Annotated in this window: 31 protein-coding genes, 7 tRNA genes and 1 rRNA gene; 4 read left to right on the forward strand and 35 right to left on the reverse strand. The window is 48.2% G+C overall.

Going from position 1 to position 25051, the window contains the following annotated elements:
* The first annotated feature begins 5 nt into the window (after positions 1-5).
* Entirely contained in the window at positions 6-374 is a 369-nt protein-coding gene (locus BW42_RS12230; RefSeq protein WP_035411560.1) for a nuclear transport factor 2 family protein, read from the forward strand.
* A 55-nt stretch (positions 375-429) separates the two neighbouring features.
* Here BW42_RS12230 and BW42_RS16330 read toward each other — a convergent pair whose 3' ends face one another.
* Positions 430-597: a hypothetical protein gene (locus BW42_RS16330; protein WP_155960196.1), complete on the reverse strand. Its 168-nt coding sequence runs from the start codon at positions 595-597 to the stop codon at positions 430-432.
* An 83-nt stretch (positions 598-680) separates the two neighbouring features.
* Positions 681-1523 (reverse strand): neutral zinc metallopeptidase, encoded by an 843-nt coding sequence (locus BW42_RS12235; RefSeq protein WP_035411561.1) that lies wholly within the window; start codon positions 1521-1523, stop codon positions 681-683.
* A 193-nt stretch (positions 1524-1716) separates the two neighbouring features.
* Here BW42_RS12235 and BW42_RS12240 point away from each other — a divergent pair, with 193 nt between their 5' ends.
* Entirely contained in the window at positions 1717-2835 is a 1119-nt protein-coding gene (locus BW42_RS12240) for a glycosyltransferase family 4 protein (RefSeq protein ID WP_035411564.1), read from the forward strand.
* A 60-nt stretch (positions 2836-2895) separates the two neighbouring features.
* Here BW42_RS12240 and BW42_RS16595 read toward each other — a convergent pair whose 3' ends face one another.
* The 11 genes from BW42_RS16595 to BW42_RS12290 all read right to left on the reverse strand — a co-directional run bounded on the left by BW42_RS16595 (position 2896) and on the right by BW42_RS12290 (position 10140).
* Positions 2896-3267: a redoxin domain-containing protein gene (locus tag BW42_RS16595; protein ID WP_369792034.1), complete on the reverse strand. Its 372-nt coding sequence runs from the start codon at positions 3265-3267 to the stop codon at positions 2896-2898.
* 42 nt (positions 3268-3309) lie between these two features.
* A complete protein-coding gene (locus tag BW42_RS16600) occupies positions 3310-3477 on the reverse strand; it encodes a hypothetical protein (protein WP_231496911.1) in 168 nt (55 codons plus the stop codon).
* A gap of 117 nt (positions 3478-3594) precedes the next feature.
* Positions 3595-4662: a YcjF family protein gene (locus BW42_RS12250; protein WP_035411567.1), complete on the reverse strand. Its 1068-nt coding sequence runs from the start codon at positions 4660-4662 to the stop codon at positions 3595-3597.
* 97 nt (positions 4663-4759) lie between these two features.
* A complete protein-coding gene (locus BW42_RS12255) occupies positions 4760-5242 on the reverse strand; it encodes a GNAT family N-acetyltransferase (protein WP_035411571.1) in 483 nt (160 codons plus the stop codon).
* A gap of 87 nt (positions 5243-5329) precedes the next feature.
* Entirely contained in the window at positions 5330-5767 is a 438-nt protein-coding gene (locus BW42_RS12260; protein ID WP_081780426.1) for a GNAT family N-acetyltransferase, read from the reverse strand.
* Positions 5768-5874: 107 nt separating this feature from the next.
* The gene (locus BW42_RS12265; protein WP_035411577.1) at positions 5875-6576 is read right to left on the reverse strand and encodes a YjjG family noncanonical pyrimidine nucleotidase; all 702 of its coding nucleotides are present in this window, start codon (positions 6574-6576) and stop codon (positions 5875-5877) included.
* Positions 6577-6578: 2 nt separating this feature from the next.
* The gene (locus BW42_RS12270) at positions 6579-7049 is read right to left on the reverse strand and encodes a DMT family transporter (protein ID WP_035411580.1); all 471 of its coding nucleotides are present in this window, start codon (positions 7047-7049) and stop codon (positions 6579-6581) included.
* Between the two features lie 12 nt (positions 7050-7061).
* A complete protein-coding gene (locus tag BW42_RS12275) occupies positions 7062-7724 on the reverse strand; it encodes a Crp/Fnr family transcriptional regulator (RefSeq protein WP_035411582.1) in 663 nt (220 codons plus the stop codon).
* A 12-nt stretch (positions 7725-7736) separates the two neighbouring features.
* Entirely contained in the window at positions 7737-8162 is a 426-nt protein-coding gene (locus tag BW42_RS12280; RefSeq protein ID WP_035411585.1) for a DMT family transporter, read from the reverse strand.
* A gap of 194 nt (positions 8163-8356) precedes the next feature.
* The gene (locus BW42_RS12285) at positions 8357-9211 is read right to left on the reverse strand and encodes a phosphate--nucleotide phosphotransferase (RefSeq protein WP_035411588.1); all 855 of its coding nucleotides are present in this window, start codon (positions 9209-9211) and stop codon (positions 8357-8359) included.
* Positions 9212-9285: 74 nt separating this feature from the next.
* Complete coding sequence (locus tag BW42_RS12290; RefSeq protein ID WP_035411591.1) at positions 9286-10140, reverse strand: SDR family oxidoreductase; 855 nt, start codon at positions 10138-10140, stop codon at positions 9286-9288.
* Between the two features lie 122 nt (positions 10141-10262).
* On the opposite strand from BW42_RS12290, the gene BW42_RS12295 reads away from it, so the two are divergent.
* The gene (locus tag BW42_RS12295; RefSeq protein WP_369792033.1) at positions 10263-10595 is read left to right on the forward strand and encodes a winged helix-turn-helix transcriptional regulator; all 333 of its coding nucleotides are present in this window, start codon (positions 10263-10265) and stop codon (positions 10593-10595) included.
* Between the two features lie 59 nt (positions 10596-10654).
* Here BW42_RS12295 and BW42_RS12300 read toward each other — a convergent pair whose 3' ends face one another.
* The 4 genes from BW42_RS12300 to BW42_RS12315 form a co-directional block, all read right to left on the reverse strand.
* Positions 10655-11647, reverse strand: coding sequence for an NAD(P)/FAD-dependent oxidoreductase (locus BW42_RS12300; protein ID WP_035411597.1), 993 nt, complete (start codon positions 11645-11647; stop codon positions 10655-10657).
* A 64-nt stretch (positions 11648-11711) separates the two neighbouring features.
* Positions 11712-12605, reverse strand: a complete 894-nt coding sequence (locus BW42_RS12305) for a phosphotransferase family protein (RefSeq protein ID WP_035411600.1) — start codon at positions 12603-12605, stop codon at positions 11712-11714.
* Positions 12602-13084 carry a GNAT family N-acetyltransferase gene (locus tag BW42_RS12310; RefSeq protein WP_035411603.1) on the reverse strand — a complete coding sequence of 161 codons (483 nt, stop codon included), beginning with the start codon at positions 13082-13084 and terminating at the stop codon, positions 12602-12604. The genes BW42_RS12305 and BW42_RS12310 overlap by 4 nt, the downstream gene beginning before the upstream one ends.
* Before the next feature lie 13 nt (positions 13085-13097).
* Positions 13098-13658: an isochorismatase family protein gene (locus BW42_RS12315; RefSeq protein ID WP_035411606.1), complete on the reverse strand. Its 561-nt coding sequence runs from the start codon at positions 13656-13658 to the stop codon at positions 13098-13100.
* Between the two features lie 129 nt (positions 13659-13787).
* On the opposite strand from BW42_RS12315, the gene BW42_RS16335 reads away from it, so the two are divergent.
* The gene (locus BW42_RS16335; RefSeq protein ID WP_155960197.1) at positions 13788-13961 is read left to right on the forward strand and encodes a hypothetical protein; all 174 of its coding nucleotides are present in this window, start codon (positions 13788-13790) and stop codon (positions 13959-13961) included.
* A 38-nt stretch (positions 13962-13999) separates the two neighbouring features.
* Here the strand turns inward: BW42_RS16335 and BW42_RS12320 are convergent, their stop codons facing one another.
* From BW42_RS12320 to rrf, 18 genes are all read right to left on the reverse strand, one after another.
* Positions 14000-14599 carry a short chain dehydrogenase gene (locus BW42_RS12320; protein ID WP_035411610.1) on the reverse strand — a complete coding sequence of 200 codons (600 nt, stop codon included), beginning with the start codon at positions 14597-14599 and terminating at the stop codon, positions 14000-14002.
* Positions 14600-14637: 38 nt separating this feature from the next.
* A complete protein-coding gene (locus BW42_RS12325) occupies positions 14638-15405 on the reverse strand; it encodes a carboxylesterase (RefSeq protein ID WP_035411613.1) in 768 nt (255 codons plus the stop codon).
* A gap of 23 nt (positions 15406-15428) precedes the next feature.
* Positions 15429-15992 carry a hypothetical protein gene (locus tag BW42_RS12330; protein ID WP_052019141.1) on the reverse strand — a complete coding sequence of 188 codons (564 nt, stop codon included), beginning with the start codon at positions 15990-15992 and terminating at the stop codon, positions 15429-15431.
* Between the two features lie 75 nt (positions 15993-16067).
* Positions 16068-17864: a glutamine--fructose-6-phosphate transaminase (isomerizing) gene (gene glmS / locus BW42_RS12335; RefSeq protein WP_035411615.1), complete on the reverse strand. Its 1797-nt coding sequence runs from the start codon at positions 17862-17864 to the stop codon at positions 16068-16070.
* Between the two features lie 412 nt (positions 17865-18276).
* Positions 18277-19632, reverse strand: a complete 1356-nt coding sequence (glmM, locus tag BW42_RS12340; RefSeq protein WP_035411617.1) for a phosphoglucosamine mutase — start codon at positions 19630-19632, stop codon at positions 18277-18279.
* A gap of 29 nt (positions 19633-19661) precedes the next feature.
* A complete protein-coding gene (locus BW42_RS12345) occupies positions 19662-20948 on the reverse strand; it encodes a YbbR-like domain-containing protein (RefSeq protein ID WP_035411620.1) in 1287 nt (428 codons plus the stop codon).
* Positions 20948-21808, reverse strand: coding sequence for a diadenylate cyclase CdaA (gene cdaA, locus BW42_RS12350; protein WP_050676886.1), 861 nt, complete (start codon positions 21806-21808; stop codon positions 20948-20950). The genes BW42_RS12345 and cdaA overlap by 1 nt, the downstream gene beginning before the upstream one ends.
* A gap of 79 nt (positions 21809-21887) precedes the next feature.
* Positions 21888-22508, reverse strand: a complete 621-nt coding sequence (locus tag BW42_RS12355; protein WP_023466661.1) for an anti-sigma factor — start codon at positions 22506-22508, stop codon at positions 21888-21890.
* A gap of 16 nt (positions 22509-22524) precedes the next feature.
* Positions 22525-23088, reverse strand: coding sequence for an RNA polymerase sigma factor SigW (gene sigW / locus BW42_RS12360; protein WP_023466660.1), 564 nt, complete (start codon positions 23086-23088; stop codon positions 22525-22527).
* Between the two features lie 125 nt (positions 23089-23213).
* Positions 23214-24122: an arginase gene (gene rocF, locus BW42_RS12365; RefSeq protein ID WP_023466659.1), complete on the reverse strand. Its 909-nt coding sequence runs from the start codon at positions 24120-24122 to the stop codon at positions 23214-23216.
* 211 nt (positions 24123-24333) lie between these two features.
* Positions 24334-24409: transfer RNA gene (locus BW42_RS12370), tRNA-Ala, on the reverse strand.
* A 9-nt stretch (positions 24410-24418) separates the two neighbouring features.
* A tRNA-Gly gene (locus BW42_RS12375) sits at positions 24419-24490 on the reverse strand.
* Positions 24491-24496: 6 nt separating this feature from the next.
* Positions 24497-24569, reverse strand: a tRNA-Lys gene (locus BW42_RS12380).
* A 4-nt stretch (positions 24570-24573) separates the two neighbouring features.
* Positions 24574-24657: transfer RNA gene (locus BW42_RS12385), tRNA-Tyr, on the reverse strand.
* A 37-nt stretch (positions 24658-24694) separates the two neighbouring features.
* Positions 24695-24767, reverse strand: a tRNA-Thr gene (locus BW42_RS12390).
* A gap of 13 nt (positions 24768-24780) precedes the next feature.
* Positions 24781-24855: transfer RNA gene (locus BW42_RS12395), tRNA-Glu, on the reverse strand.
* A 2-nt stretch (positions 24856-24857) separates the two neighbouring features.
* A tRNA-Asn gene (locus tag BW42_RS12400) sits at positions 24858-24932 on the reverse strand.
* Positions 24933-24943: 11 nt separating this feature from the next.
* Positions 24944-25051, reverse strand: a 5S ribosomal RNA gene (rrf, locus tag BW42_RS12405); the annotation flags it as partial.

The raw sequence follows: 25051 nt of genomic DNA on the forward strand, positions 1-25051 counted from the left end.
TTACTATGGTATTGAATCGTTATTTCGATTTATTCGACGCGTCACGCACGGACGCACAAGCGTTCGAGGATCTCGTTTCCTTGTTTACGACAGACATCACGTTCGTTCTGAACGGACAACCAAAGCACGGCATCGACGCCTGGAAACAATTCGTCCGTCATGTGTTCACGGCGAATCAGGATATTAAGCATATGTACGCCGGCTGGGAAGAAACAACACCAGGAACGTATGAAACACGCTGGGCAGTTTGCGGAAAACGGGCAGACGGTAGCGTCTTCACGCAAGACGGAAAAGATATCGCACGTCTTAATGAAAACGGACGGATCACTTACCTGGAGAACGTTCCAGATGATCCGACGATGTTCCGTTCATAAGATTGCTTTTAAATAGCGAAAGAGGCTGACATGTGAGTCAGCCCCTTTTTGGTATTTAACGTTTCAGTACAAGCCGTTTCAATAAATAGCCCGTGATGACGAGTAACGACGCAATCGCAATATAGACCATGTAGACCAACAAGTTTGGCGCAAATCGTGACACGATGTACGTCAATACGACGACAGCCGTATACAGCAACAAAAATAGACTGATGTGCTTCAACTTCGACACTCCCCTTTGAATCCTTCTCTCTTCTTTACGGAAACGACTGGAAAATGTTTCAAAAGGTATGTCTTTACTTCGTTTTATAGATTCTTCGCTTTGAATGTGTCTCCACCTTCGATCGTGCCGTTATCAAAGCCTTTTTGGAACCAACGCTCTCGTTGCGCCGATGTGCCGTGAGTGAAACTTTCCGGTACGACATATCCTTGTCCTTTCTCTTGTAACGTATCGTCCCCAACAGCATTGGCTGCTGTCAACGCTTCTTCAAGATCGCCTTCTTCGAGCAAGTTTTCTCCTTGCGCGTGATGCGCCCATACGCCGGCATAATAATCTGCCTGTAGCTCGAATCGAACGAGGTATTTATTGAACTTCTCCTCACTCATTTGCTTTCGAAGTGGCATGATCTCATCCGATTTTCCAAGTAACGTCTGGACATGATGCCCTACTTCATGCGCAATGACATACGCCATCGCAAAATCGCCCGGTGCTCCGTATTTCGTCTGCAGTTCATCATAAAAGCTTAAATCAATGTATAATTTCTGATCACCGGGACAGTAAAAGGGACCGACGGACTTCCCTGCTTGTCCGCAAGCCGAACTAACTTGATCCGTATATAAGACGAGTTTCGGTTTTTTATAGGTCTTACCATCTTCTTTAAATTCTTTCGTCCAGACTCGTTCCGTATCGGCCAAGACGACGGAGACGAAGTCCGCTGCTTCTTTTTCCTGCGCTGTTTCCTCATACGTCGTATTTTGCTGATCCCCACCGGTTAAGTCTCCGAGTAGTTCAGTTGGATTACCGCCCATCAAAGTGATGACGATCAGCAGGATGATCCCGACACCACCGCCGATACCGGCGATTCCTTTCCCACCCATTCCCCGCCGGTCCTCGACGTTCGAACTCCGTTCTCTTCCCTTCCATTTCATGCGCTTTCCTCCTACCCGTTTCGTTATTGTTCTTTACCCAAAAGCTTTTATACGTAACGCTTCAGGACATCATGGATGAAACAGAAGTCTATTGATTTGATGCATTTTCTAGGAATATCCTTCTACTTTAGAGAAGATTATTAGCAGAACCGATCTTTCGGATCCAATTTTTTCTACGCAAAGGAGGTACGACATGAAACCTCATCTACTTTTTTTATCTTGGCGTGATGCTCGACATCCACAAGCCGGAGAAGCTGAAACTTTTATTCATGAAATGTTGCGGCGTGTCAGTACTACCTACCGAGTTACCCATTTGTCTGTCTCATTCAAGGGCGGATCACCGACGGAGTATCGAGATGGTATCACTTACCTCCGTTATGGTACGACAGCTTCTCTTATTCCATATGCACTTTATTATTACTGGTCTTATGCTAAAACGATTGATTTAGTTCTGGATCATTTGAATGGGTTTCATTTCTTCACACCACTTTATGTTCCACGTCATAAACGAACTTTATTTCTTTATCAATTGATTCGTGAGCGTTGGTCGACGACGCTTGTGTTTCCTTTTTCAAAGCTTGGCGAATGGACAGAGACTCGACGGTTAAGCTGGTATAAAGATAGTCATGCCTTGACTGTCAGCCCCTCTGTTGTAGATGAACTACAAAGTGCTGGTTTTACTAACAGTCATATCACGATGTTGCCGCCAGGACTTTCCTTTTCCACGTGGTCTGAACAGGAATGGGAGTTAAAAGAACATGTTCCAACCTTTCTATATATCAACCGTCTGAACAAAAAAGAACTTCAAGATACGATTGGGGCATTCCTCATGGTCCAACGTGAGTTTCCTGAGACACGCCTCTGGCTGATTGGTATTCGTAACAGCTCTCATCTTTTGCAATACCTTACACTTCCCCTTCCTAAAGAAGTGAAGGATGCTATCACATATTACGATTCAGTCACTGAAACAGAAACGCGCCGCATGATGAGTCGTGCCACCGCTCTCCTTTTCCCTTCCATACGTGAAGGCGTAGGTTTTTCTATTATTGAAGCGGCGGCGGTCGGAACACCATCCATCGTATATGATGCTCCTGGTGTCCGAGACGCCGTTCAGTACGGCATGACAGGCTACATGGCTAAAAACAAAACACCTGGTGCACTCGCTGCCGAAATGCGAGCTTGCTTCCGAGATCCAGAGGAGTACGAAGCCATTCGCATCTCCGCTCATCATTTTGCACGGGCAATGGATTGGCAACAGACTGATCTCAAATTTCAAGAATGGCTGAGACGAGTACTTCTTGATACAAAATAAAGGGAAACTTCAAACGGTCTGACTTCTCCCAACAAGTAGAGAGAAGCCAGACCGTTTAAGTCAATCTTCATACTTTTTATTCTGTTCAAGGTTTTGGAGGATGTGTTCTGGATCAACGCGTTTCGTATAATCGGACGGCACTTCTACGAAACGAATCACACCATTCGTATCAATGATAAACGTCGCCGGTTTCGGTAACTGCCAATCCTCATTTCCATTGTGCTTCGCTACATCAAGTCCCGATGCTTTGTAAATCTCAATCAAATAATCTGGCAAGTCGAACACCAAATCAAATTGACGGGATACATGTAAATCAACGTCACTTAAGACAGGGAAACTTAACGCATTCTTATTCGCCGTTTGCTCAGCAAAATCAGCTGTCTCCGGACTAATTGCAATGACAGGCGCTCTTTGAGCGCGGATTCGGTCGATTTACCGTTCGTACGCGCGAAGCTCGAGATTGCAGTACGGACACTAGCCACCCCGGTAGAACGTTAAGATAACAGGACCTTGCTCGAGTAATGTCTCGATTGCGACTGGTTCTCCAAATACATCGGGTAATGTAAAGTGTGGGATTGTGTCACCGACACCTAGACCTTGTGCGACTCCAGAAGCAGCCAGTTCAGCTGTCGCTTCCGCCATCAACCGTTGTTTCTCAGCAGGTGCCTTTTGTCGGAATTTCGATTGATATTGTTTGATTTCTTCGAGTATCGTGTCATATGTTCTCCCCCTTCATTGCTGTATGGAATAGCAAGGAGATTACTCGTTTGTCTCTTTTGACGACTCCTCCGCCTTCTTTCGGAATCGTTTGACGAATCCCATTAGTTGTTCCGGCGTTAGTTCGAGCTTATTCTCATAGACATATTTCGTTCCATATCCAAGTGCAAGGGTGGCGGTCGAAGCGACTCCCGCTGCAATGACGGCACCATATCCCGGAACCAGTTTCGCTATTTGTCGAAAAGCCGTTTTCCCGGAGTTTCCGACGATTGTCACGACAAGCAACTCCTTCGCACTCTCCTTGGATAACTGCCGTTCATACAGATTTGATAACTTGAGCATCAAGCCGATTTGAATTGAAGTCAACGGAATGATATCAGCTCCTGGAAACGGGACGGCACCGATTGCACCAGCAGCTGTTCCAGCACCCACGATCCAATTGTTGGCGATCTTCCCACGAACGGTCGGATCCATCTGGCGAACGAACACATTATCCTTGTCGAACTTTTTTAAGATATCGAGGACCTCCCGGCGGAGCCGATCAATATTCGTTCCTTCTCGTGCTGATACGGGAATGATTTTTGGTCCTGGTAGTTTTTCTGCAATATGGTGAACGATCGTGTCGACATCATCCGTCGCATCCATCTTCGTGACAACGATCAAGACATTTTGGTTATGTTGATAGATTTTCTGGAAATTCTTCGTCTCTGTCTCAGATAAGACGGTACCTGCCGCATTTAAAAAATAAAGGATGACATCGGCACTTTGATAATACGTCCATGTCGCTTCCGAGTTCTGTGTATTGGCATCATTTAGTCCCGGTGTATCGACGAAGATGACTTTATCTTCTGGATGTTGCCTTACTTGATCGATCCGAACCGTTTCACCTGGACGTGCTCCGACCGTTGCGACTTCGCGACCAAGAATTGCGTTCAAGGTCGAGGATTTTCCCGCATTGACGTCTCCGATCAAAGCAACTGTCACGTCCTGCTCCAACGATTGATTAAAATCCCGTCGCTCCGATTCAAACGACTGATCAAAAATTTCCTCTAGTTTGCGTTTCCGCTTTTGTTGATTGGTCTCAAGTCCTTCACCAAAAAAATCATCCATCGTGATCCCTCCCCTTCTTTTGCTGTCTGTCTTTTCCCGTTATCCCTTGCTTTCAACACAAAGAAGGCAAGGGAACATTGCGTCCACTTGCCGAATTTTAGAGATATGTGCTGCGTCGCTCGAGCAATACCGTATCGCGCCATCTGCCTCCGAGCCGACCAATTCGCTCCCGGCGACCAACTTCGCGAAAATTAAAACGTTCATGAAGGCGCAGACTCGCATGATTTTCCGGAAAGACTTGCGATTGCAGGGTCCAGATGCCTGCTGCTTCACTTGTTGCAATGACGTCTTCCATCAAGCGAGTGCCGACACCTTTACCGCGTACTTCTTCTGCAATATAAAGACTGATTTCAGCGACACCAGCGTATGCTGGAATCGAAGAAAATGGACTTAACGCAACCCAGCCGAGCAGTTGCTCGCCTTCAATCGCAACGAGACGACTGTGTTCATGGTGATGTCTCGTCCATTCTTCGTACGGTAATGCTTCCGTGCGAAACGTCGCGTTCTCCGTCTTTATTCCTTGTTCGTAAATACGGACGACTTCTTCGTAATCGTCCGCTATCATTTGACGTACTTTCATCTCATCAGACTCCTTTGTTGCTCACATGCTGATTCTAGTTCGACAGCATGTCAGGAGACTCCTGTTTAATCGACGGTTCATCAAGTTTTATACTTCTAATCGTACTGCCATTTCCCGACCGAATCGATCCCCGTGGTCGATGAAGCCAAGACTCGCATACAGACGGTGTGCCGCCTGATTATCCGGTCGATAACCGACGACGATTCGTTTTGCTGCGGGTAACATTCGCATCTCTTCAATCACGGCTTGCATCGCTAATCGCCCGATCCCGTTCCCTTGCCGCACCTGATCAATCATGATGCGGTATATCCAGTAACCGTCGAGTTCTTCTAGTTCCGTGTTGTACATCACAAAACCAACAACCATATCGTTCATCATAATCGCCCGAAGGACAAGGCTTGGTTCGAACTTCGCTTGCGCGATCGAATAGACATTCGCTTCCATGAAGTCCTGCTGTTCTGCTGTCAGCGTCAGCTCACAACAAGCTTCCCAATTTTCTGCTGTTACCGGTACGAGTTGAATCATGTTCATTTCCCCTTTTAATTAGACGGGAGTTGCCTCCAGCGTCTGTTGATCACATCGTTGCACGGTGATCGCCCCCTTTTCTTCTCTTTCCTATCGACTGATTTGATTCATTGTTGAAGGACTGCTGCGTTTTCAAGCACTGCAGGTAGTTCGGCTAAAGAGGTAATCGTAAACGTGGGCTTGATATCCGTTGCCGGCTTTCCTTCTGGATTAAACCAACATGTTGCGATACCAGCTTGATTGCCACCTGCAATATCAGCTGACAAGGAATCTCCGATAATGATCGTTCGCGCCGGGTCGAATTGTGGAATCCGCGCAAACACATGATCGAAAAATCCTGCCATCGGCTTTTGAAAACCCGTCTCTTCTGAAACGAAAATCGCTTTAAAGAAGTCCGTTAATCCGGCGCCATCAAGTCGCGCGCGTTGCGTCTTTGAAATCCCGTTCGTGACGACGTACATCTCGACGTTCCCTTCTAGTTGCTCTAACAGGGCAGTCGCACCCGGAATCAATTCCGTCCCTTGCGCGAGGTATCCACGATACGTTTCGTCAACTTCTCGTCCGTTGACTTCTCGTCCTTCTTCCGCAAAGAACGTCACGAATCGCGAGTGAATGACTTCCTCACGTGTCACTTCACCCCGTTCGAGTGCTCTCCAGAGCGCGTGATTGATTTCCTTGTAGCGCGCTTCTCGCTCAATCGTCCACGTTAGATCTTGTTGCTCGAGCAGATGGCGAAAGGCAATCCGTTCCGTCGCTTCAAAATTAAGTAGTGTATGGTCAATATCGAATAATACTGTCGTATAAAACATCTTCAAGCTCCTTTACGTACTTGTCGTACAGTTGTTGTTTTCCCGCCCAGTTGAAATAACAGTACGCCCCCACCAATCAGCAACACACCGAGTGCTTTCGTCCACGTAAATGGAACGGCTTGTAACCCGAACCAACCGAGCGTATCCCACAGTAAGGCAAATAAGATTTGCGACACCATGACGATCGAAATCGCTCGACTTGGTCCGAGTTGTTGAACTCCTTGCGTCACACAGAGGACGACACCGACACCGATGATACCACTGAACCAAAACCAAGTTTGCGCCTGTTCGAGTGCAAACAATTGTGACCCTTCGACGATCAAACCAATCGTCAGTGAAGCGAGGAACCCGAGTCCAAGGACTAGCGTCGTCGTCGCCCAAGCACCGACATGTTCTTTGACTTTTGCGTTAAACGTATTTTGAATACAAACGAGCATGCCCCCACAAAGAGCAAGGATGATTCCCGTAACCATGTCGCACCTCTTTCATTCGTAAATGCTTTCTCCAACGCGCTCCATCAATCCGTCTCGATCAATGATCTCAATCGTATGCTGCGTTCTGCGAATCAACCCATCGTCGACGAACTGACGTAAGACACGGTTGACATGACGGTAGCTCGTCCCGATCAAATCTGCCGCATCGACCAGTTCCTTACTCGCAAAAGCATCCGTATCAGGTGTCATCGACAGCAAATAACTGGCTAGCCGAACTTCTACCGGATACAGCAGATTGAAGCTGAGCGTATGCGATTTCAATTCAAACTTTTTCGTGATCGTCTCGAGTAAAAATAATAGAAAAGCAGAATGATGTACACGTGCCTCTTCCAAATCCGCATAGGCGATGCGTAAGACGGTTACTGGTGTCACTGCCTTAACCGTGTTCATCAAATCAATCTTTCGGACAAACTCAATATCGCCGACGAGATCAAACGGATGCTTGAAGGATAACACGAGACGTTTCCCTGTTGCCGACATATGCGTAATCTTCAATTTCCCTTCGACGAGCAAGTACAGTTCATGCGCAACATCGCCTTGTCGGCATAAAGCCTCACCCGGTGCGAACGTCTGGATGTGCATCGCCTTGCGTAGCGATACATCAAAGACATGCGTTAACTGATACCGTTCCAAATAGCTCACAATGTCCGTCACTTCTTCTCCTCCTTAGCTCTTTAAGATGAAGATGCCTGCAACCATCATCAAGATGCCGATGATCTGCGGCCCCCGCAGTCGGCGTTTCATGACGCCGAACCAGCCTCTTCCGTCAATCCAGAGTGCCAGCGCTAATTGCGCTAATAAAAAGAGCGAAATCGTTAAGGTCACACCCATCCGGTGGACCGCCGTCATGTTGCTGAATAATATGATCGCCGCAAAGGCACCTCCTGCTAGATAAAGCGGTTTGACACGGCGCATCGCTGAAAAACTACGATCCCGTAAGACGACCGCTAAGAGGATCGCAACGATGAACCCGGTCATCTGAGTGATCGTCGCTGCTTGCCACGTCCCGATCGTTTGACTGATCCGGGCATTGGCGACACTTTGAAGCGTTAAGAAAAAGCCACCAGCAATCGCAAATAAGATACCACGCATATGCATACTCCTCTCTTCTTCCATGATACTCTCATTTAACGAGAGTCCTTCTGATTTGAACAGGACATTTGTCCCGAGATGTTCAGAAGTTCAGAAATCATGATGAGTAAATAGAATTTCATACAACTCTAAGTGTATTAAAAAAGCGATTCTTCTCAGCAAGAGAACAATCGCTTTTGGTGTATTTAAATATTTTATGCTTCTTCTTCCAGTCGTTTAATCGCTTCATCCAGCTGTTCCTGATCCTCTTCTGATAGCTTTGGATATTGCGGATCAATTTCCTTCAGGACGTCATTCATGACTTCGGTGACGATATAGCGGGAATACCATTCGTCATCTGCCGGTAAGATATACCATGGTGCATACGATGTCGATGTCGCTGAGACGAGCTCAGCAAAAATCTCATGGTATTCGTCCCAGTGCTTGCGTTCCTCAATGTCATTAAACGAGAATTCGAAGTTTTTCGTTGGATCTTTCAGACGAGTCAACAGCCGTTGCCGTTGCTCCTCTTTTGAGACATGAAACAAAAACTTGACGACTCGGAAGCCATTCTCGACGAGATAGCGTTCAAAGTCATTGATTTGACGATAGCGCATCTGCCACACGTCACCCTCATCCGGCTTTTCTTCCTCCTCGAGCAAATCATGGATTCGTGGTGCAATGACTTCCTCATAATAGGAGCGGTTTAAGATGCCGACTTCCCCTTTTTCTGGTAGTCCTTCGTGGATCCGCCATAGGTAGTCATGTTTTTGCTCCGTATCCGACGGTTTTTTGACGGAAATCGTTCGGAGTCCTTGTGCGTTCAAGTTAGAAAAGATATAGCTGATCGCCTCGTCCTTCCCCGCTGCATCAATTGCTTGCAGGATGACGAGGACGCCATTTTTCTCTTCAGCATGCAAACGCCAATGTAACTCTTGTAACGTCTCAACACTTTTTGGAATCCGTTTCTCTCGCAATTCTGCTTCCGAAATTTTATGTTCTTCTGATGTCGGGTAATTCGAAAACGAGACTTGCTCGCCTTCCTTAACACGATAGGATGACAGTTTCATGGTAGGGCTCCTCCTTTAATTGCTTCTAAAGGGGATTTACCCTACTCATTCATCCTGAAAACGTTCAGATGAACTTATCTTTTCAAAAGGAGACGGACTCCCTCTTCCAGCGTCGTCACGGGACGACCGAGTAATGCTTCAAAATCAGTACTTTCTACTGCCAGAGTCCCTGCTGCGATATCTGCCTGGATACCAGTCAGCATTGGAATCAAGAAGTCAGGTAAGCCAGCTGCTTGCATCCGCTCACCATATGTCGCTTCATCCACTTCATCTAAAGCGACCGATCGGTTAAGCACTGTTCCGACTGCAGTCGCGAGTTCTGCTTGTGTATGCAACGGACCCGATAGTTCATAGATGGGGTTTGGATGCTCAAGCGTTAGTCCCGTCGCAATGGCTAGCGCATACTCATCTTGTAACGCCCATCCGACTTTCCCTTCGCCTGCTGCCGTTAACCAGTCTGCGCCTTGCGCGACGGCGTCAATCGTTCCGAGTTCATTTTCGAGATACCAGTTGTTACGGAAAAAGACATACGGGATACCTGTCGCTTGAATCGCTTCCTCTGTGACACGATGCGTTCGAGCAAGTCCGTTTGTACTGTGTGCCGCATTGGCGATGCTCGTATAGCCGATCAGCTTGACGCCTGCCTCTTTTGCTGCCGTGACAGCGGCTTGGTGTTGCCGGATCCGAGTCGCCTCTTCACCGTCCGTCGAAATGATCAACAATCGATCGATTCCTTGAAACGCTTGTCCGAGTGTTTCGGGCTGATCAAAGTCTCCGTATCGGACATCGATTCCTTGTGCTGCAAGCTCTGTTGCTTTTTCGACGTCGCGGACACTAACCGCTACATGTTCGTTGCCGACTTGTTCACTGAGGTGCTGCACGATCCGCGCGCCTAATTTTCCGGTTGCTCCTGTAATTAACCATTTCATGATGAAACCACTCCTTTGAAGTTTGATGTTGTTCTTCATGATACGCTAGGTGATACACTAAAAAAAGTAGGCACTTATCTGAAACTAGGTCCCTCAAAACGAACCAATGGGAGAGGATGAATGTGGCTGTATTCGATACAACGACCAATCAACGCACTGCCTGTCCAGTCACTCGGGTCCAACAGATGGTCGCTGGAAAATGGAAGATCATCTTGCTGTGGCACCTGACACACGGGACACATCGTTTTCATGAACTGCAACAATTAACAGGTATCTCTAAGGGAACATTGACACGTCAGCTACGTGAGCTTGAAGCGGATGGGTTGATTCAACGGCACATCTTTGGCGAAGTTCCCCCTCGTGTTGAATATTCTCTAACGGATGCTGGTCATAGTTTTTTACCAATTCTTGATCACATGGCAGCTTGGAGTGAACAACACTTTCAGGTGAAATGATCGTGAGTAACAAAAAAATGCGCTTCTTCTCGAGTCAGAGAAGAAGTGCATGTTTTCGTTCATTCCGTCGCTGTTACCGTCTGACGTAAGTGGGTGTCGATCGCTTCTGCGACACGTAATCCGGAGATGATAGCGCTCTCGACGCGCGTCCGTCCTGACGCATCATCGGCTTCAAGGAACGCATCACCAGCAAGCCAAAGTGGATGTGACGACAGTTTCAAATGCGGTGTCCGGTAAACTGCGCGTGCCTGAGCGTAACGCCAACGCTTGAGCTGGCGGGAGATAATCGTCACTGGTCCGAGTTGCTGTTGTAACAGACGCTCGACTTCCACGAGTGTCTCTTCTTCTGGGCGCTCGTACCAGTCTTCACTGAAGCGAGCTGTCATATAGACGCTCAGGAGTGTCGTCTTCGAAATCTGTTTCTCGGCATTATTGACGAGTTTTAACATCCCATCGACGAGTTGTTCGTCTTGTAGGCCGACTTCCCCGATCGTCAGTCGCTCTTTGATTTCAAACAGACCCACGAATGTCGGCTCGAACGTCACTTGGCGTAACTGCTCATGATCGCCCTCTCCGAGCGCCAGATCAGAAGCCTGCAACAGTTCATATGCTTGCGGTACAGGCGCCGTCACAAGTAACGCATCATACGCACCTTGATGATCCGTCGCTTGTGTGACGAGTTCGTCCTCCATTGCCGTAATATGCGTGACCTGTTCATTCAACTGGACGGGAATCCCTCGACCAATCGCTTGTACGAGTTGATTCATGCCGTCCGTCGCGACATAGCGTGGAAAATCCGTTCCGAACCATTTACGAACCCACCCTTTCTCAAGCCATCCGTCGACTTCGCGTCCCAACTCTTCCGTCCGAACCGTGAAGAAGACAGCACCATGATCAGCTGTTCCTTCATCAATCCGACGTGTTGCCATTCGCCCCCCGACGCTCTGGCTTTTTTCGATGATTTCAACAGCATGTCCTGCTGCCTGCAATTGACGTGCCGCAAAGATTCCGGCGAGTCCACCACCGATGATTCCGATTCGTTTCCCTGTCATCTCGCTTCCCCCTCATATTCCTCATTTCTCTAAGTATAGAGGTTTCTTCCAAGACATGGGTGAATCAATATCCGTCCGATATGCTCGTCATCTGTAATTCCTGCTCGATGAGCATGATGTTCTCCTCAAAGAACACCCGGTGCTCTTCTAGTCCACGTTTGATGCACCAGCCGACGGCCGTGAGTGCTTCCCACAAACGATAGTATGCGAGATACGTCTCAATCGGCACGTCTGGGTGTAACGTCGCGTATCCCTCTTGAAATGCCATGACGTAAATGGAACCGAACGTATTGAGATTACGGACGATCTTCGTGAAGTCCATCTCGACGGCCCCGTAGCGGGTCGTCTCGAAATCGATCACCCCTGTGACTTGATCACCTACCGTCAGTAAATTTGCTAGGCGGAAGTCACAATGTGTGGCAACGGGACGTGAAGGCTCTGGTAACGATTGTTCTCGTCTGAGTAACTCTGTTTGAATGTTCTCTAAAAAACCGGGGGCGAGTTCGGACGTGATGAACGGCATGAATCCATCAAGTTTTTCATTCCGGAAACGTCGCCAGTCCTGAACCGGGTAGGCATAAAATCCGTTTTTCGTATACTCGCCGTAGGCTTCTCCTGTGCACGTATGCAGTATTGCAAGCGTTCGACCAATTTCGTACGCCAATTTTTTAGTCATCGAGACCGGTGCCTGTCCCGGTAAGGCAGCCAGCACGAATGCCCCGGTTGTCTGCCCAGGAGCTGCTTCAGCAAAGATGCGCGGTACGGGTACAAGCCCTTCTAGTGCACGAATCCAGCCACATTCCCGGTACCACTTTTCAGCCGTATACGGACGCTTCAAGAAGACGACCTGACCATCCGTTAGGACGAGACGATCGACTTCAGAACTATACGATTCGTCGACGGTCGCACACGCCACGACGTCGAGTTGAAAATGTTTAATCCATTCATCTCGTGTCATTCCGTAGTCCCCAATATTTTCTGTAGCGTTTCGCCTGATAGTCCATCAATCGGTCCAACATATGTCGATTCAAAACCTAATCCGATCAAAATACGGCGCGAGGCTTCATGTGCTGGATCAATCGTTGCCGTGACAACCTGTAACTCTTCTTCTGTCGCTAACTGTAACAGACGCTCTGCAATGGCTGTGCCGTATCCGCGTCCCCACTGATCGGGTAGTAGCATATAACCGAGTTCTGCTTCGAACGGTTGAGTTTGACTCCGGGTCATGTGTCCGATTCCGATCCATGTCTCTTCGGCATAGATCAGATACGATCCCAGTCGGTCGCGCTGCTGTTGTTCAAGGATTCGTTCAAAGCGCTGTTTCGTTTCTGATTCCGTTAACGCCTGCTCCGTGATATAACGCATGACACGTTCGTCTTGAACAAGCATTGCGTATCGATCGTAGTCAGACGCTGTCATTTTTCGTAATTCGATCATCTTATTCTCCTCTTCATGTTCGGTAGTCATTGTGGGTTGGGGTGAAGACGTCCTCCGTCGACGGACGAACCATCGCAAAGTGCTCAACGTTGTAATGACCGTGCAAGACTTGATTGTGGTGTGCGATCATTTGCTCCGGTGTCAGTACATCGGAGCCGTTCGTTGTATGCCCATCTGCGACGAGTGTGACATCAAAACCATGTACTGTCGCACTGCGCACCGCGGTATCGATGCAGTGCTCCGTCTTACAGCCTAAGACAATCAGATGTTCAATCGATGCTTGGCGTAGATGATCGAGCAAGGGAGTGCCATGGAACGCATTCGTCGCCGCTTTATCGAACGTGACACTAGAAGTTGGAACGGGAATCAAGTCATGGACTGCAAACCCAGGTCCTGTTCCGCCAGCGACATCTAGATCCCGAATGAAGACGACCGGGATGTTCCTGTCGTCTGCTTCGAGTACGACCGCTTCGATGACGTGCGCGACTTGTTCCTTTAAGTATACTGGACGTTCTTCCGTGTTTCCGTCGACGAGTTCTTGTTGAAAATCAATCACTAGGACTGCTTGTTTCATCGTCATGTTCCTCCTTGTAAAATCGACTGTTTGTTTCCTTCCCGTTCTTCTGAATGATTTCCTGCTCCTGACGGGCGCGAAACTTTTTAGCTATTGGATTCGTTAAGAAGAAAGAAAGGATGTGTCTGGATGATTTGGTTTGGCGTCATCTTCTTATGTGTGCTTCTCGTCAATCTGACACTGGAGAAACTGATCATGAACCGGACGATGACAGGTCGCTGGTTCGTACGCAACTTACTCATTTGTCTCGGGATCACTCTATTACTTTTCGGGATTGAACGTTATATCCTATCCGGTCTGTAAAAAAGCAGGTAGCGATTTTTCGCTACCTGCTTTTTTAGTTAATAGACTTCGTAATTTTGCCCCGTCTGTGCCCCTTCGACACTTTTTTCGAACGCCGTTGCGACACGTGACGCCGGAACGGCTTCAAAACCACGGAAGAAGGGTCCGTACTTCTCGAGCGACTCAATCAGTACGTTCGGACTGACACTGTTGATTCGAATGCCTCGTGGCATCTCGATCGCCGCTGCATGAACGAACGCTTTGACCCCACCGTTCGCAAGCGCAGCAGATACGCCTTGGCGAATCGGATCGTCCATCATGATGCCGGTCGTCAGCGTAAAGCTTCCCCCGTCTCGTACTGACTCCAAACCAAGTAGGACCAGATTAACCTGACCTTTTAGTTTACTGTCGATTCCGATTTGATTGAGCTCCGGTGTTAAGTCCGTCAATGAACCAAAATGAGCGCCACCTGTAGCACTGATAACAGCATCAACAGAACCGACTGCTTCATACATCGCCCGAATGCTTTCCTCTGATGTGATGTCGACTTGCACATCCGCTCCGCTTCGCCCAGCACGAATGATTTCATGTCGCTCACTCAACTGTTCGACAACTGCCTGACCAATCGTTCCACTTGCCCCTACTACTAAAATTCGCATGATCTCTTCCCCTTTCGCGTGTCGCTTACCTATCTAGCCTACTGCACAGCAGATGATGGTTTCAAGGAATCTACCGGATGCGTCTTCAAGAAGACGAGGATTTCTTCGAACAGACGCTGTTTGTCCCGATCGAGCGTCAGTAAATGTTTACTGTTCGGAAGAAGAACCTTTTTCTGATCTCGGCTCGACACCGTCGTTTCGATTCGCTCGATACTGGCATGATAGACGACATCATCTAAGGCGCCAAGGAATAGAGCGATGGGCTGCGTGATCTTCGGCAAGACGACTCCTATGTCGAGGATGAACTGTTGCAGTGCTCGTAAGTCTTTTTCCGGTCGTGGAAAATGACGGTCGACAAAGTCTGCGATCCACTCCGGTGAACGATCGTCAAACTGAAAATACCGTTCTGTATAGCGACGAACACGGTGCTCGAGTCCCGCAATCGTCCGCTCAAGAATCGGCGTCGAGAGTAAGATGAGTCCAGCGCATCCTGACTGTTCTGCCAGTCGAAGAGCCATCACCCCACCGAGTGATTGCCCAATCAAAAAGACATTCTCATGCCCTTGCTCATGTAAAAAGGCGCATCCGTCTTGCGCGGACTGCCAGACGACTTCGATCGTCGTCGCAAACAAACGCTCCGGCGATTCGCCGTGCCCGGCATAATTTGGCGCGTAACAGGTATACCCGGCTGCATGTAAAACACGAGCGAGACCACGCATCTCATTCGCACTACCGGTAAAGCTATGTAACAGCAAAACAGCAGGTCCGGGTCCTTCTAAGTACAAATCCTTCGATTTTGTGATCATGCGTGCGCCTCCTCTTCATCTCTTTAGACTTCCTCTACTGAAACACCTTCCCGTAACGATTCTATAATCCAAAAGCCTGGGTAGTCCGCTTCGGATCGTCGTTTTCCACTCGACCGATAATAAGCATTCCAGTAACTGATCATCCGGTCTTCGATTCGCTTCATGTATGCTGGATCATTGGAGACAAATCGCCGCTTCACTTCCAGATCCCATTGCTCGATCACAGGTACGATGATGTCGACGATTTCACGGACGTATTCACTAGCAAGTTCAAGAATATAGACGAGTATCCATTCATCTTGTTGATTTGTTTTGAGTAACTGACGGAGATAACGTTCACGGATGTGACCATCATGATGACGGGTGTAAAGGCAAAATAACATCGTTTTTTGAGTCGACGTCAGTTGAATCCGCTCCGAGTCGATCTCTGGTACATATAAGCGAGTCGGAATCTGTATCTGGTCGTGCTCTGTATTTACTTCGATCGCCCCGGGTGATAAACGCGTCCAAGCAAACGGTAGACACGCTTGGACGATTCGGACGTCCTGTTCATATCGTTTAGGAAATGCGGCGATCCAGCGATTCATCTTGTTGTCCTCCTATATAAAAAACTCCAAACGGCAGACACTTTCGCGCCTATCGTTTGGAGTCGATTTATTTTCTTATTCAACCGTTACCGACTTCGCCAAGTTACGTGGCTTATCGACGTCACAGTCGCGACCGAGTGCCGCGTAGTATGAAATCAATTGAAGTGGCAAGACAGACAAGAGCGGTGACAAGAGTGGCTCGACTGCTGGGATGACGAATGCATCTGTCGGCAATTCAAGACCTTCTGCTGCGATGACACACGCATTGGCACCACGTGCGACGACTTCCTTGACGTTCCCACGGTTGTTGAGGTGAACGTGTGGTTGTGTCACGAGCGCGATGACTGGTGTGTTGTCTTCGATCAAGGCGATCGGACCGTGCTTGAGCTCTCCACCCGCGTATCCTTCTGCTTGGATATACGAGATCTCTTTGAGTTTTAATGCACCTTCCATCCCGACGTATGCATCTTGTCCACGACCGATGAAGAACGCGTTACGTGACTCAGACAAGTATTCTGTCGCGATTTCTTGGAAACGATCTTTTTGAGACATGACTGATTCCATCGCACTTGAGATTTTACCGAGTTCCTTCATGAGATCGAAGTTGACGGCAACCCCTTTCGCTTGAGCAAGGTCAAACGCAAGGACAGCAAGAACAGCGATTTGAGCTGTATAGGCTTTTGATGAAGCAACGGCGATTTCTGGACCTGCGTGGAGCAATAATGTTGCGTTTGCTTCACGTGACAATGTTGATCCTGGAACGTTCGTGATTGTGAGTGCCGGGTGACCAAGTTTCTTCGCTTCGACGAGAACAGCACGACTATCCGCTGTTTCACCTGATTGTGAAAGGAAGAGGAAGAGCGGTTTTTCTGTCAATAATGGCATGTTGTATCCGAACTCAGAAGAAATGTGCACTTCTGTCGGGATGCCTGCGATTTGTTCGATCAACTGTTTTCCGATCAAACCAGCATGGTAGCTTGTTCCACAACCGATGATATAGACACGGTCACGACCGAGTACGAGATCACGGACCGATTGGTCGAGTGTAATGTCGCCTGCTTCGTTTTGATATTTTTGAACGATGTTACGGATGACCGCTGGTTGCTCATCCATCTCTTTGAGCATGTAGTGCGCGTACGTTCCTTTTTCGATGTCTGATGCATCGATTTCAGCCGTGTACGCTTCACGCTCTTGGACGTTCCCATCGAGATCTTGGATCGTGACGCTATCACGCGTCAAGATGATCATCTCGCCATCATGCAACTCGATGAATTGATCCGTTACTTGTAACATTGCCATTGCGTCTGATGCGACGACGTTGAACGTACCATCACCGAGACCAACGAGAAGTGGTGATTTGTTTTTTGCGACGTATAAGACGTCTGGATTTTCAGCATCGATCAATGCGAGGGCATACGAACCGTGCAAGACACGGAGTGTTTGACGGAATGCTTCCGCGACGTCACCTGTCTCGTTGAAGTTCTTTTCGATCATCTGAACGATGACTTCTGTATCCGTGTCGCTGAGGAGATCGACATTCAATTCTGCTTTTAGCTGCTCATCGTTTTCAATGACGCCGTTGTGAACGAGTGTGAAACGTGCTGACGCACTTTGGTGCGGGTGCGCGTTTGGTACGCTTGGGACACCGTGTGTCGCCCAGCGTGTGTGTCCGATTCCGACTGTGCCGTCTGCTTCAGCAGGAACGACTTCGCGTAGCGCAGCAATCCGACCTACTTCTTTATGGACTTGAACGCCGTCATTGACGAACGCAAGACCTGCCGAGTCATAGCCGCGGTACTCGAGCTTCTCGAGACCTTTTAATAAAATTTCCTTCGTGTTGACCTGTCCGATCATACCTACGATTCCGCACATGTTACATCTCTCCATTTACAAGTATTTCCCTAAAGAGGAAACGGCTCTTGTTGAGAGGATCCCGATCGATCTGTTTGTCCGCCCAATCACTTGGACGATTTCAGAGCGATTTACGGTATGGATCTGGTACCGGGAGGCATCCGCCGAATGATTCGATAAACCCCCACCTCGTCAGCTTTCATCCTACGAAGAAAGCCCTGGCGCTTCTTGTTTCCGTCTGACCCCGTTTCTGTCCGACTTCACCATCATACGAACTTTAATGTGAAAAAGCAAGAAAGGTAACGTATTTGTAACTATTCCCGATATTTTTCTAATCAATACGTATAATCCCTATATTTTGTAAAAATCTCAATCTGTTTTTCTAAAATAATTGTAAAAAAAGAAGCAGAGCAATCGCTCTGCTTCGAGCTACTTAGTTTTCTTGTAACGCGTAGTTCTCACGAACGACGTTCGCGATCCGTTCGACGTATGCATCACATGCTTCTTGTGTCGGAGCTTCTGCCATGACACGAACGAGTGGTTCTGTTCCTGACGCACGAACGAGGATCCGTCCGTTCCCCGCCATCTCTGCTTCGACTTCAGCAATGATCGCTTGCACGGCAGGACCGCTCATTGCGCCATTTTTGTCTGAAACACGGATGTTTACGAGACGTTGTGGGAAGATCGGCATCTCAGCTGCGAGTTCCGATAACTTCTTCCCTGTCGCTTTCATGATTTGCAACAACTGGACGCCCGACAACATGCCGTCCCCTGTCGTTGAGTAATCCATGAAGATGATATGACCAGACTGTTCGCCACCGAGTGTATAGTCGTTCTTACGCATCTCTTCGACGACATAACGGTCACCGACCGCTGTTTGAAGCGCCATCATCCCGTTTTCTTCGACGGTTTTATGGAAACCGAGGTTACTCATGACCGTCGCAACGATCGTGTTGTCTTTCAGACGACCGAGTTCGTTCAAGTATTTCCCGCAGATGAACATGATTTTATCACCATCCACGATATCGCCGTTCTCATCGACTGCGATCAAGCGGTCGCCGTCTCCATCAAACGATAAACCAACATCTGCGCCTTTTTCCTTAACGAAGGCAGCAAGATGTTCAGGGTGTGTCGAACCGACACCATCATTGATGTTGAGTCCATTCGGAGTTGTACCGATCGTCGATACTTCTGCTTCCAAGTCACCGAATAGACGTGGTGCGAGGCTTGACGTCGCCCCGTGTGCGCCGTCGATCGCGACATGGATGCCTGAGAAATCTTCATCCGATGTCTGACGAAGCATGTGAAGATATTTCTGAGCCCCTTCATAGTAATCATGAACGAAGCCGAGTTCTTTTCCGGCTGGACGTGGCAATGTATCTTCTGCTTCATCGAGTAATGCTTCGATTTCAAGTTCTGTTGCGTCATCGAGCTTAAAGCCGTCTGAACCGAAGAACTTGATCCCATTATCTTCAACTGGATTGTGCGATGCAGAGATCATGACTCCGGCTGTCGCATCCATCGTTTTTGTCAGGTACGCGACACCTGGTGTCGAGATGACACCAAGACGCATGACTTCTGCACCGATTGATAACAGACCCGCGATGAGTGCATTCTCAAGCATTTGACCAGATACACGTGTATCGCGTCCAATCAAGACTTTTGGTCGTGTGCTTTCGTGTTTCGTCAACACGTAACCACCTGTTCGACCGAGGCGATACGCAAGTTCCGGTGTCAATTCTACGTTTGCGACGCCGCGTACGCCGTCAGTTCCAAAATACTTACCCATGTGTTATTTCCTCATTTCACTAATTTGTTTTAATTGGTCGGAATAGATGTCCGGGGAATCGCTTTTAATGTGACATCCATATTATCCGGACGCAGGACATCAAAGGCTTTTGATGTCTGATACGAGATCGGTAATCCATGCGTTCCTTCTTTTAATCCTGTCACGTCGATGACCGCTTTGATATCCGTCGCATCAATCGATGCTAAATCAGATTCTTTCCCACGGACGACGACATCAATCGTTTGATTATAATCAATCGTATACTTTGATTCATCGAATCCATTCAACGTGACCGTCACACCCGGAATCGTTTTCTCCGCTCGATCCTCGACGGTTTCTGTCGTCGAATTGGCATTTTCTTTTTCGACGACGATATTGACGGTGACCTGTGTCGGATCCATCGCCGTCGCGTTTTCAGGTTCGACGAGTTTGACGGTTTTTTCCGTCGTCTTCGTCAATCCTTTGAGCGAGACCGCTTCCGTATCGACGGAACCGATGCGCTCTAATTCCTCTTTTGTTCCATATAGACGAGCTTCCGTCGTGACGGGAACGATCTTGACGACGGTATACCCCTTTTTGACGTTGTCTTTTGTCTTCACATTAATCGGTACCGTCTTACTTTCCTTATAGATCGGTACTGTGATTTCTAATTGTTCCGGTTGATAAGATGCATTGATCGTATTCCCGTTCGTATCAGTCGCTTTAGCATTGAACGTCTCTTTGAACGTCTCTGCCCGACCGGTCACATCGATCGGTACTTGGATTGCTGAAATCGCCTGTAACTTCTCTGCGCCTCCCGTGACTTCAACAGTTTGTTGGTTCGGCTGCGCTTCCCCAGCGACATATCCTTCAGCGATTTTATTTTTATTGAGTAAGGCGACTTGTACCGGTACTTCCTTTGTAATCTTCTTATCGAGGAAAACTTCGATCGTCTCCTGTTTTGGTGTCACCTCGACATCTTTTCCGAAGCCAGTTGCTGTGACACGGACACGATGATAGCCAGGGTCGAGTCCTTTCAAATCAATCGATAATCCAAAATCTTGGACGAGCCGGAGCATCGTCAAGCTACTCGACGGACCTTTGACGGTCACTTCCATACTATCTGGAATATTATAGGCGACCCACTGCGATTCATCATACTGGACCGTGACCGGAACGTCAAATTTCGTCGAACCTTGTCCTGCGATCGGTAATAGACTAGCAGCATCACTTTTTCCCGTCGTATTCGAACCTGCGACCATCAAATACAACATGACGGCTAAGGCGACGGCAACGATGCGTAAAAACCAGCGTTCATTGAACCACTTTTCGAACATTATTTTTTCGCCCCCATCCAGTTCAAGAAGGAAGTATTCGTCGGTTCGGCCTTGACGATCGTCTCAAGTAACTTTGTCCGTAATGATTCTTCGTCGAGTTCCCGGTACAGACGTCCATTGATAGCGAGTGAGACACCACCCGTTTCTTCCGAGACGACGAGCGTGACGCTATCCGTCACCTCACTGACACCGATGGCAGCGCGGTGACGTGTTCCAAGCTCTTTTGAGATATGTGCACTCTCAGACAGCGGTAAGTAACAAGCGGCTGCTGCTAACTTGCCTTGCTGGACGATGACGGCACCATCATGTAAGGGTGTATTCGGAATGAACAAGTTGATCAGCAACTGACTCGTGATTTGTGAACCGAGCGGAATGCCCGTCTCCACGTATTCACTTAGTCCTGTCTCGCGTTCAATCGTCACGAGTGCTCCGATACGACGTTTTGACATGTACTGGGCAGACGATACGAGTGCATCGACGATTCGAACTTGTTCATCTTCATCACTGATGGCACTACGTGAGAAGAATTTACTCGTTCGTCCTAAGTGTTCCAGTCCACGTCGGAGTTCAGGTTGGAAGATGATGATGATCCCCAGTAACCCGTAGGTGATGATTTGATTCAATAAGAATTGCAATGTTTTGAGTCCAAAAAAGCCACTCAAGAACCAACTGATCAAAATGACCGAGATCCCTTTAATGAGCTGGACTGCTTTTGTTCCTTTGACAATGATCATGAGACGGTAAATGACGAACGTCACGACCGCAATATCAATCACGTCATTAATATAATCGTACCAATGTACGTTTTCTCCCAGTTTCAACAATTGAAATTGAAGTGGTTGCCAGCTGAAGTAATTCACCAACCGTGCCCCCTAACTCATCTGATTTAAACAGTTTCCATTATAGCACAAAGGGACGAGTTCGACTCGTCCCAGCTGATTATTGAAATAGACGCTTGATTCCGTACCAAACGCGTTCGAATAATTGATCAATTTCCTTGATTTCTCCGGTCACGCTACCAGCACTCGCCGTGTAAGCTTTCCCGTCAACGGTCATGACATCGCCATTGACTTTCCCTTCGATTCGGACGTTCCCACCTTCGACATATAGATCTTGATCGACCGTGACGCCTTTCGGGACGACGACCTCGCCATTTTGAGCGACGATACCTGGTGCATTCGTATATGATAAGTCATGTTCTTCTTGTGCCATATAACCACCTAGGCTACCGACCGACAAGAGTAAGAAAACAGCCGCTGCCGCGAGCAATGGGTACTGCTTCATCTTACCTCCAAAACGAGACGGTTGCGGTTGGTGTAGCAAAGCAGCGCTTGGCGTCTCCACCTGTTCAGGCAATTGTGCCAGCACGCGGGATGTAAAATCTGCCGATAATTTAGGCGCTGGAAGTTGACGCAGTCGAGCATCAAGGAGCCGATACTCTTCGAACTCGTCCATCGCGTCTACTTCTCGTAACTCTGCTTCTAATCGCTCGAATTCCTCAGGTGGTTGGTTTTGGTCTAAATAATCCTGGATCCGTTCATGTACATGCTCTCGTGACATGGTGAGTTCCTCCTTCTCATCGTTTGGCAAAATGCTTCTTCAGCGCTTCTCGTCCACGATGAATTCTAGTTTTGACAGTAGCGACAGGTAATTCGATCATTTCACTGATTTCCTTTAGCGAAAGATCTTCTACATATTTCAGGACGAGTGGGACACGGTATTTTTCTGGTAAAGCTGCAATCGCGTCCCCGACTTCGTTTCGTTGCTCGTTATCGACCACTTGGTCCTCCGGCAAGGTGTCCTTGCTCTCGAGTTGTGAATACAATGTCAGTCCTTCAGTACCTGACATCTCAGCATCAAGAGAATAGTCAGGTTTCTTTTTCCGTAATCGGTCAATCGATACGTTCGTGACGATTCGGTACAACCAAGTCCGGAACTTCCATTGTGCATTATACGAATCAATCTTCGTAAATACACGGATGAAGGCTTCCTGTGTCGCATCCTCCGCTTCCATTCGATCGCGCAAGACGCGGAAAGCCACAAGAAAGGCACCTTCCTTATATAGATCAACAAGTGCCGCGAATGCATCACGGTCTCCCTGTTTCACTCGCTCAATTAAGCGTAGTGTCGTTTCTTCCACTTTGAATACCCCCCGCTCTATGCGGTCAATCTCTTATACGAAGTCGACCGATAAATGTTTCATCTCCTTTTAAATTGTAACAAAAAAAACTTGAACCCCGATGAAAAGAGTTCAAGTTCTATCCATTATTTTACTAAGCGATGTGTTTCCATTGCCAAAAGTAGATCTCCGATCAGTTCATTCGCAAGTTCTGCTGTTCCATTTCCTTCTTCAAGCAACGGATTCACTTCAACGAATTCAGCTGCAATGAAGTCTTCTGCCGTTGCGCAATGCTGGAGCACCGTCTTCGCATCGTCTAAGAAAATGCCATCGGCGACACGTGTTCCTGTACCAACGACGAGTGATGGATCGAGACCATCCATATCAAAGCTAAGATAGAACGCATCCGTCGTTTCCTTCAAATAGGCAATCGCTTCTTCCATGATCGCGTCCATTCCCCGAGTTCGGATCGCTTCCATATCATAGACACGAATACCAAGACGATCAATCAGCTCTTGTTCGCCTGGATCAACGTCACGTAATCCGATGAAGACGAGATGTTCCGGTTGCAGCTTGACATCTGTTCCTCCGACTTCCGTTAAACGCTGATGTCCTTCCCCAAGGGCTACAGCGAGCGGCATACCGTGGATGTTTCCAGACGGTGATGTTTCCGGTGTATTCAAATCACCGTGTGCATCGAACCAGATGACGCCAAGACGTGGTACAGTCTGGCGTAATCCTGCAATCGTTCCGATCGCCATGCTGTGATCACCACCGACTAATAACGGAAAACGTTGCTCCGATAACGCATCACGTACAATTAGATGCAAGTCATTCGTCGTATGGACGACGCCTTCAAGACGTTTCAGCTTCGGATCTTCTTCTCGGACCGCATCCTCGGATAAGACAGCCGCTTCCCCGTAGCGTACTGCTTCTTGTCCCCGTGCTTCGAGTGTCGCTAGTAGACCCGCTTTTTCGACAGCAGCAGGTCCGTGTTCAGTGCCCGGCTTTCCTTGTCCATAACGGTACGGTACGCTGATATACGCGATGTTCATACGATATTCCCCCTATGTCATAGTCACTTCTACCTGTATTGTAAGCGGTAACAAACAAGTGGTTCAACTCAACAAAAAAACGCATGAATATACAAAAAAACACCGTGAAGGGAATCACGGTGTTCTTGCGTACGTACTCTGGTTATGCTTGGCATTTCATATAAAAAAAACTTAAGACGAACGAAACTCGCTTAAGATCTTTAAATAAAATTGGTGGAGCCTAGCGGGATCGAACCGCTGACCTCCTGCGTGCAAGGCAGGCGCTCTCCCAGCTGAGCTAAGGCCCCAAAAGAAAAAGCGGAAGACGGGATTCGAACCCGCGACCCCGACCTTGGCAAGGTCGTATTCTACCACTGAACTACTTCCGCAAGAAATGAGCCATGCAGGATTCGAACCTGCGACCCTCTGATTAAAAGTCAGATGCTCTACCAACTGAGCTAATGGCTCGACATGGTGGGGGGGGGCGGATTCGAACCGCCGAACCCGAGGGAGCGGATTTACAGTCCGCCGCGTTTAGCCACTTCGCTACCCCCCCAGTTTGTCTAGGAAACTTATACAATTGAGAAAAACAGTGCCGGCAACAGGAGTCGAACCCGCGACCTACTGATTACAAGTCAGTTGCTCTACCAGCTGAGCTACACCGGCACAAAAAGTATAATGGTGACCCGTACGGGATTCGAACCCGTGTTACCGCCGTGAAAGGGCGGTGTCTTAACCGCTTGACCAACGGGCCATTGGCTCCGCAAGTAGGATTTGAACCTACGACCTACCGGTTAACAGCCGGTTGCTCTACCACTGAGCTATTGCGGAATAAATTAAATGCCTGGCAACGTCCTATCCTCACAGGGGGAAGCCCCCAACTACTTTCGGCGTTCAAGTGCTTAACTTCCGTGTTCGGCATGGGAACGGGTGTGACCACTTGGCTATCG

The sequence above is a fragment of the Exiguobacterium sp. RIT341 genome (assembly GCF_000632205.1).
Classification (GTDB): Bacteria; Bacillota; Bacilli; order Exiguobacteriales; family Exiguobacteriaceae; genus Exiguobacterium_A.

What these genes read in the sequence shown, in the direction of transcription:
- BW42_RS12320 (WP_035411610.1), bottom strand. Translation starts at nt 14,599, where the DNA reads ATGCGAATTTTAGTAGTAGGGGCAAGTGGAACGATTGGTCAGGCAGTT.
- BW42_RS12325 (WP_035411613.1), bottom strand. Translation starts at nt 15,405, where the DNA reads ATGATCACAAAATCGAAGGATTTGTACTTAGAAGGACCCGGACCTGCT.
- BW42_RS16600 (WP_231496911.1), bottom strand. Translation starts at nt 3,477, where the DNA reads ATGGCGGAAGCGACAGCTGAACTGGCTGCTTCTGGAGTCGCACAAGGT.
- BW42_RS12310 (WP_035411603.1), bottom strand. Translation starts at nt 13,084, where the DNA reads ATGATCGAATTACGAAAAATGACAGCGTCTGACTACGATCGATACGCA.
- BW42_RS12255 (WP_035411571.1), bottom strand. Translation starts at nt 5,242, where the DNA reads ATGAAAGTACGTCAAATGATAGCGGACGATTACGAAGAAGTCGTCCGT.
- BW42_RS12305 (WP_035411600.1), bottom strand. Translation starts at nt 12,605, where the DNA reads ATGACACGAGATGAATGGATTAAACATTTTCAACTCGACGTCGTGGCG.
- BW42_RS12260 (WP_081780426.1), bottom strand. Translation starts at nt 5,767, where the DNA reads ATGATTCAACTCGTACCGGTAACAGCAGAAAATTGGGAAGCTTGTTGT.
- rocF (WP_023466659.1), bottom strand. Translation starts at nt 24,122, where the DNA reads ATGAACATCGCGTATATCAGCGTACCGTACCGTTATGGACAAGGAAAG.
- BW42_RS12265 (WP_035411577.1), bottom strand. Translation starts at nt 6,576, where the DNA reads ATGTTTTATACGACAGTATTATTCGATATTGACCATACACTACTTAAT.
- glmM (WP_035411617.1), bottom strand. Translation starts at nt 19,632, where the DNA reads ATGGGTAAGTATTTTGGAACTGACGGCGTACGCGGCGTCGCAAACGTA.
- BW42_RS12345 (WP_035411620.1), bottom strand. Translation starts at nt 20,948, where the DNA reads ATGTTCGAAAAGTGGTTCAATGAACGCTGGTTTTTACGCATCGTTGCC.
- BW42_RS12285 (WP_035411588.1), bottom strand. Translation starts at nt 9,211, where the DNA reads ATGAAACTGTCATCCTATCGTGTTAAGGAAGGCGAGCAAGTCTCGTTT.
- BW42_RS12300 (WP_035411597.1), bottom strand. Translation starts at nt 11,647, where the DNA reads ATGACAGGGAAACGAATCGGAATCATCGGTGGTGGACTCGCCGGAATC.
- BW42_RS16335 (WP_155960197.1), top strand. Translation starts at nt 13,788, where the DNA reads ATGATTTGGTTTGGCGTCATCTTCTTATGTGTGCTTCTCGTCAATCTG.
- BW42_RS12280 (WP_035411585.1), bottom strand. Translation starts at nt 8,162, where the DNA reads ATGCGTGGTATCTTATTTGCGATTGCTGGTGGCTTTTTCTTAACGCTT.
- BW42_RS12240 (WP_035411564.1), top strand. Translation starts at nt 1,717, where the DNA reads ATGAAACCTCATCTACTTTTTTTATCTTGGCGTGATGCTCGACATCCA.
- BW42_RS12315 (WP_035411606.1), bottom strand. Translation starts at nt 13,658, where the DNA reads ATGAAACAAGCAGTCCTAGTGATTGATTTTCAACAAGAACTCGTCGAC.
- BW42_RS12235 (WP_035411561.1), bottom strand. Translation starts at nt 1,523, where the DNA reads ATGAAATGGAAGGGAAGAGAACGGAGTTCGAACGTCGAGGACCGGCGG.
- BW42_RS12230 (WP_035411560.1), top strand. Translation starts at nt 6, where the DNA reads ATGGTATTGAATCGTTATTTCGATTTATTCGACGCGTCACGCACGGAC.
- BW42_RS12330 (WP_052019141.1), bottom strand. Translation starts at nt 15,992, where the DNA reads ATGAATCGCTGGATCGCCGCATTTCCTAAACGATATGAACAGGACGTC.
- BW42_RS12355 (WP_023466661.1), bottom strand. Translation starts at nt 22,508, where the DNA reads ATGTCACGAGAGCATGTACATGAACGGATCCAGGATTATTTAGACCAA.
- BW42_RS12270 (WP_035411580.1), bottom strand. Translation starts at nt 7,049, where the DNA reads ATGGTTACGGGAATCATCCTTGCTCTTTGTGGGGGCATGCTCGTTTGT.
- BW42_RS12250 (WP_035411567.1), bottom strand. Translation starts at nt 4,662, where the DNA reads ATGGATGATTTTTTTGGTGAAGGACTTGAGACCAATCAACAAAAGCGG.
- glmS (WP_035411615.1), bottom strand. Translation starts at nt 17,864, where the DNA reads ATGTGCGGAATCGTAGGTATGATCGGACAGGTCAACACGAAGGAAATT.
- BW42_RS12290 (WP_035411591.1), bottom strand. Translation starts at nt 10,140, where the DNA reads ATGAAATGGTTAATTACAGGAGCAACCGGAAAATTAGGCGCGCGGATC.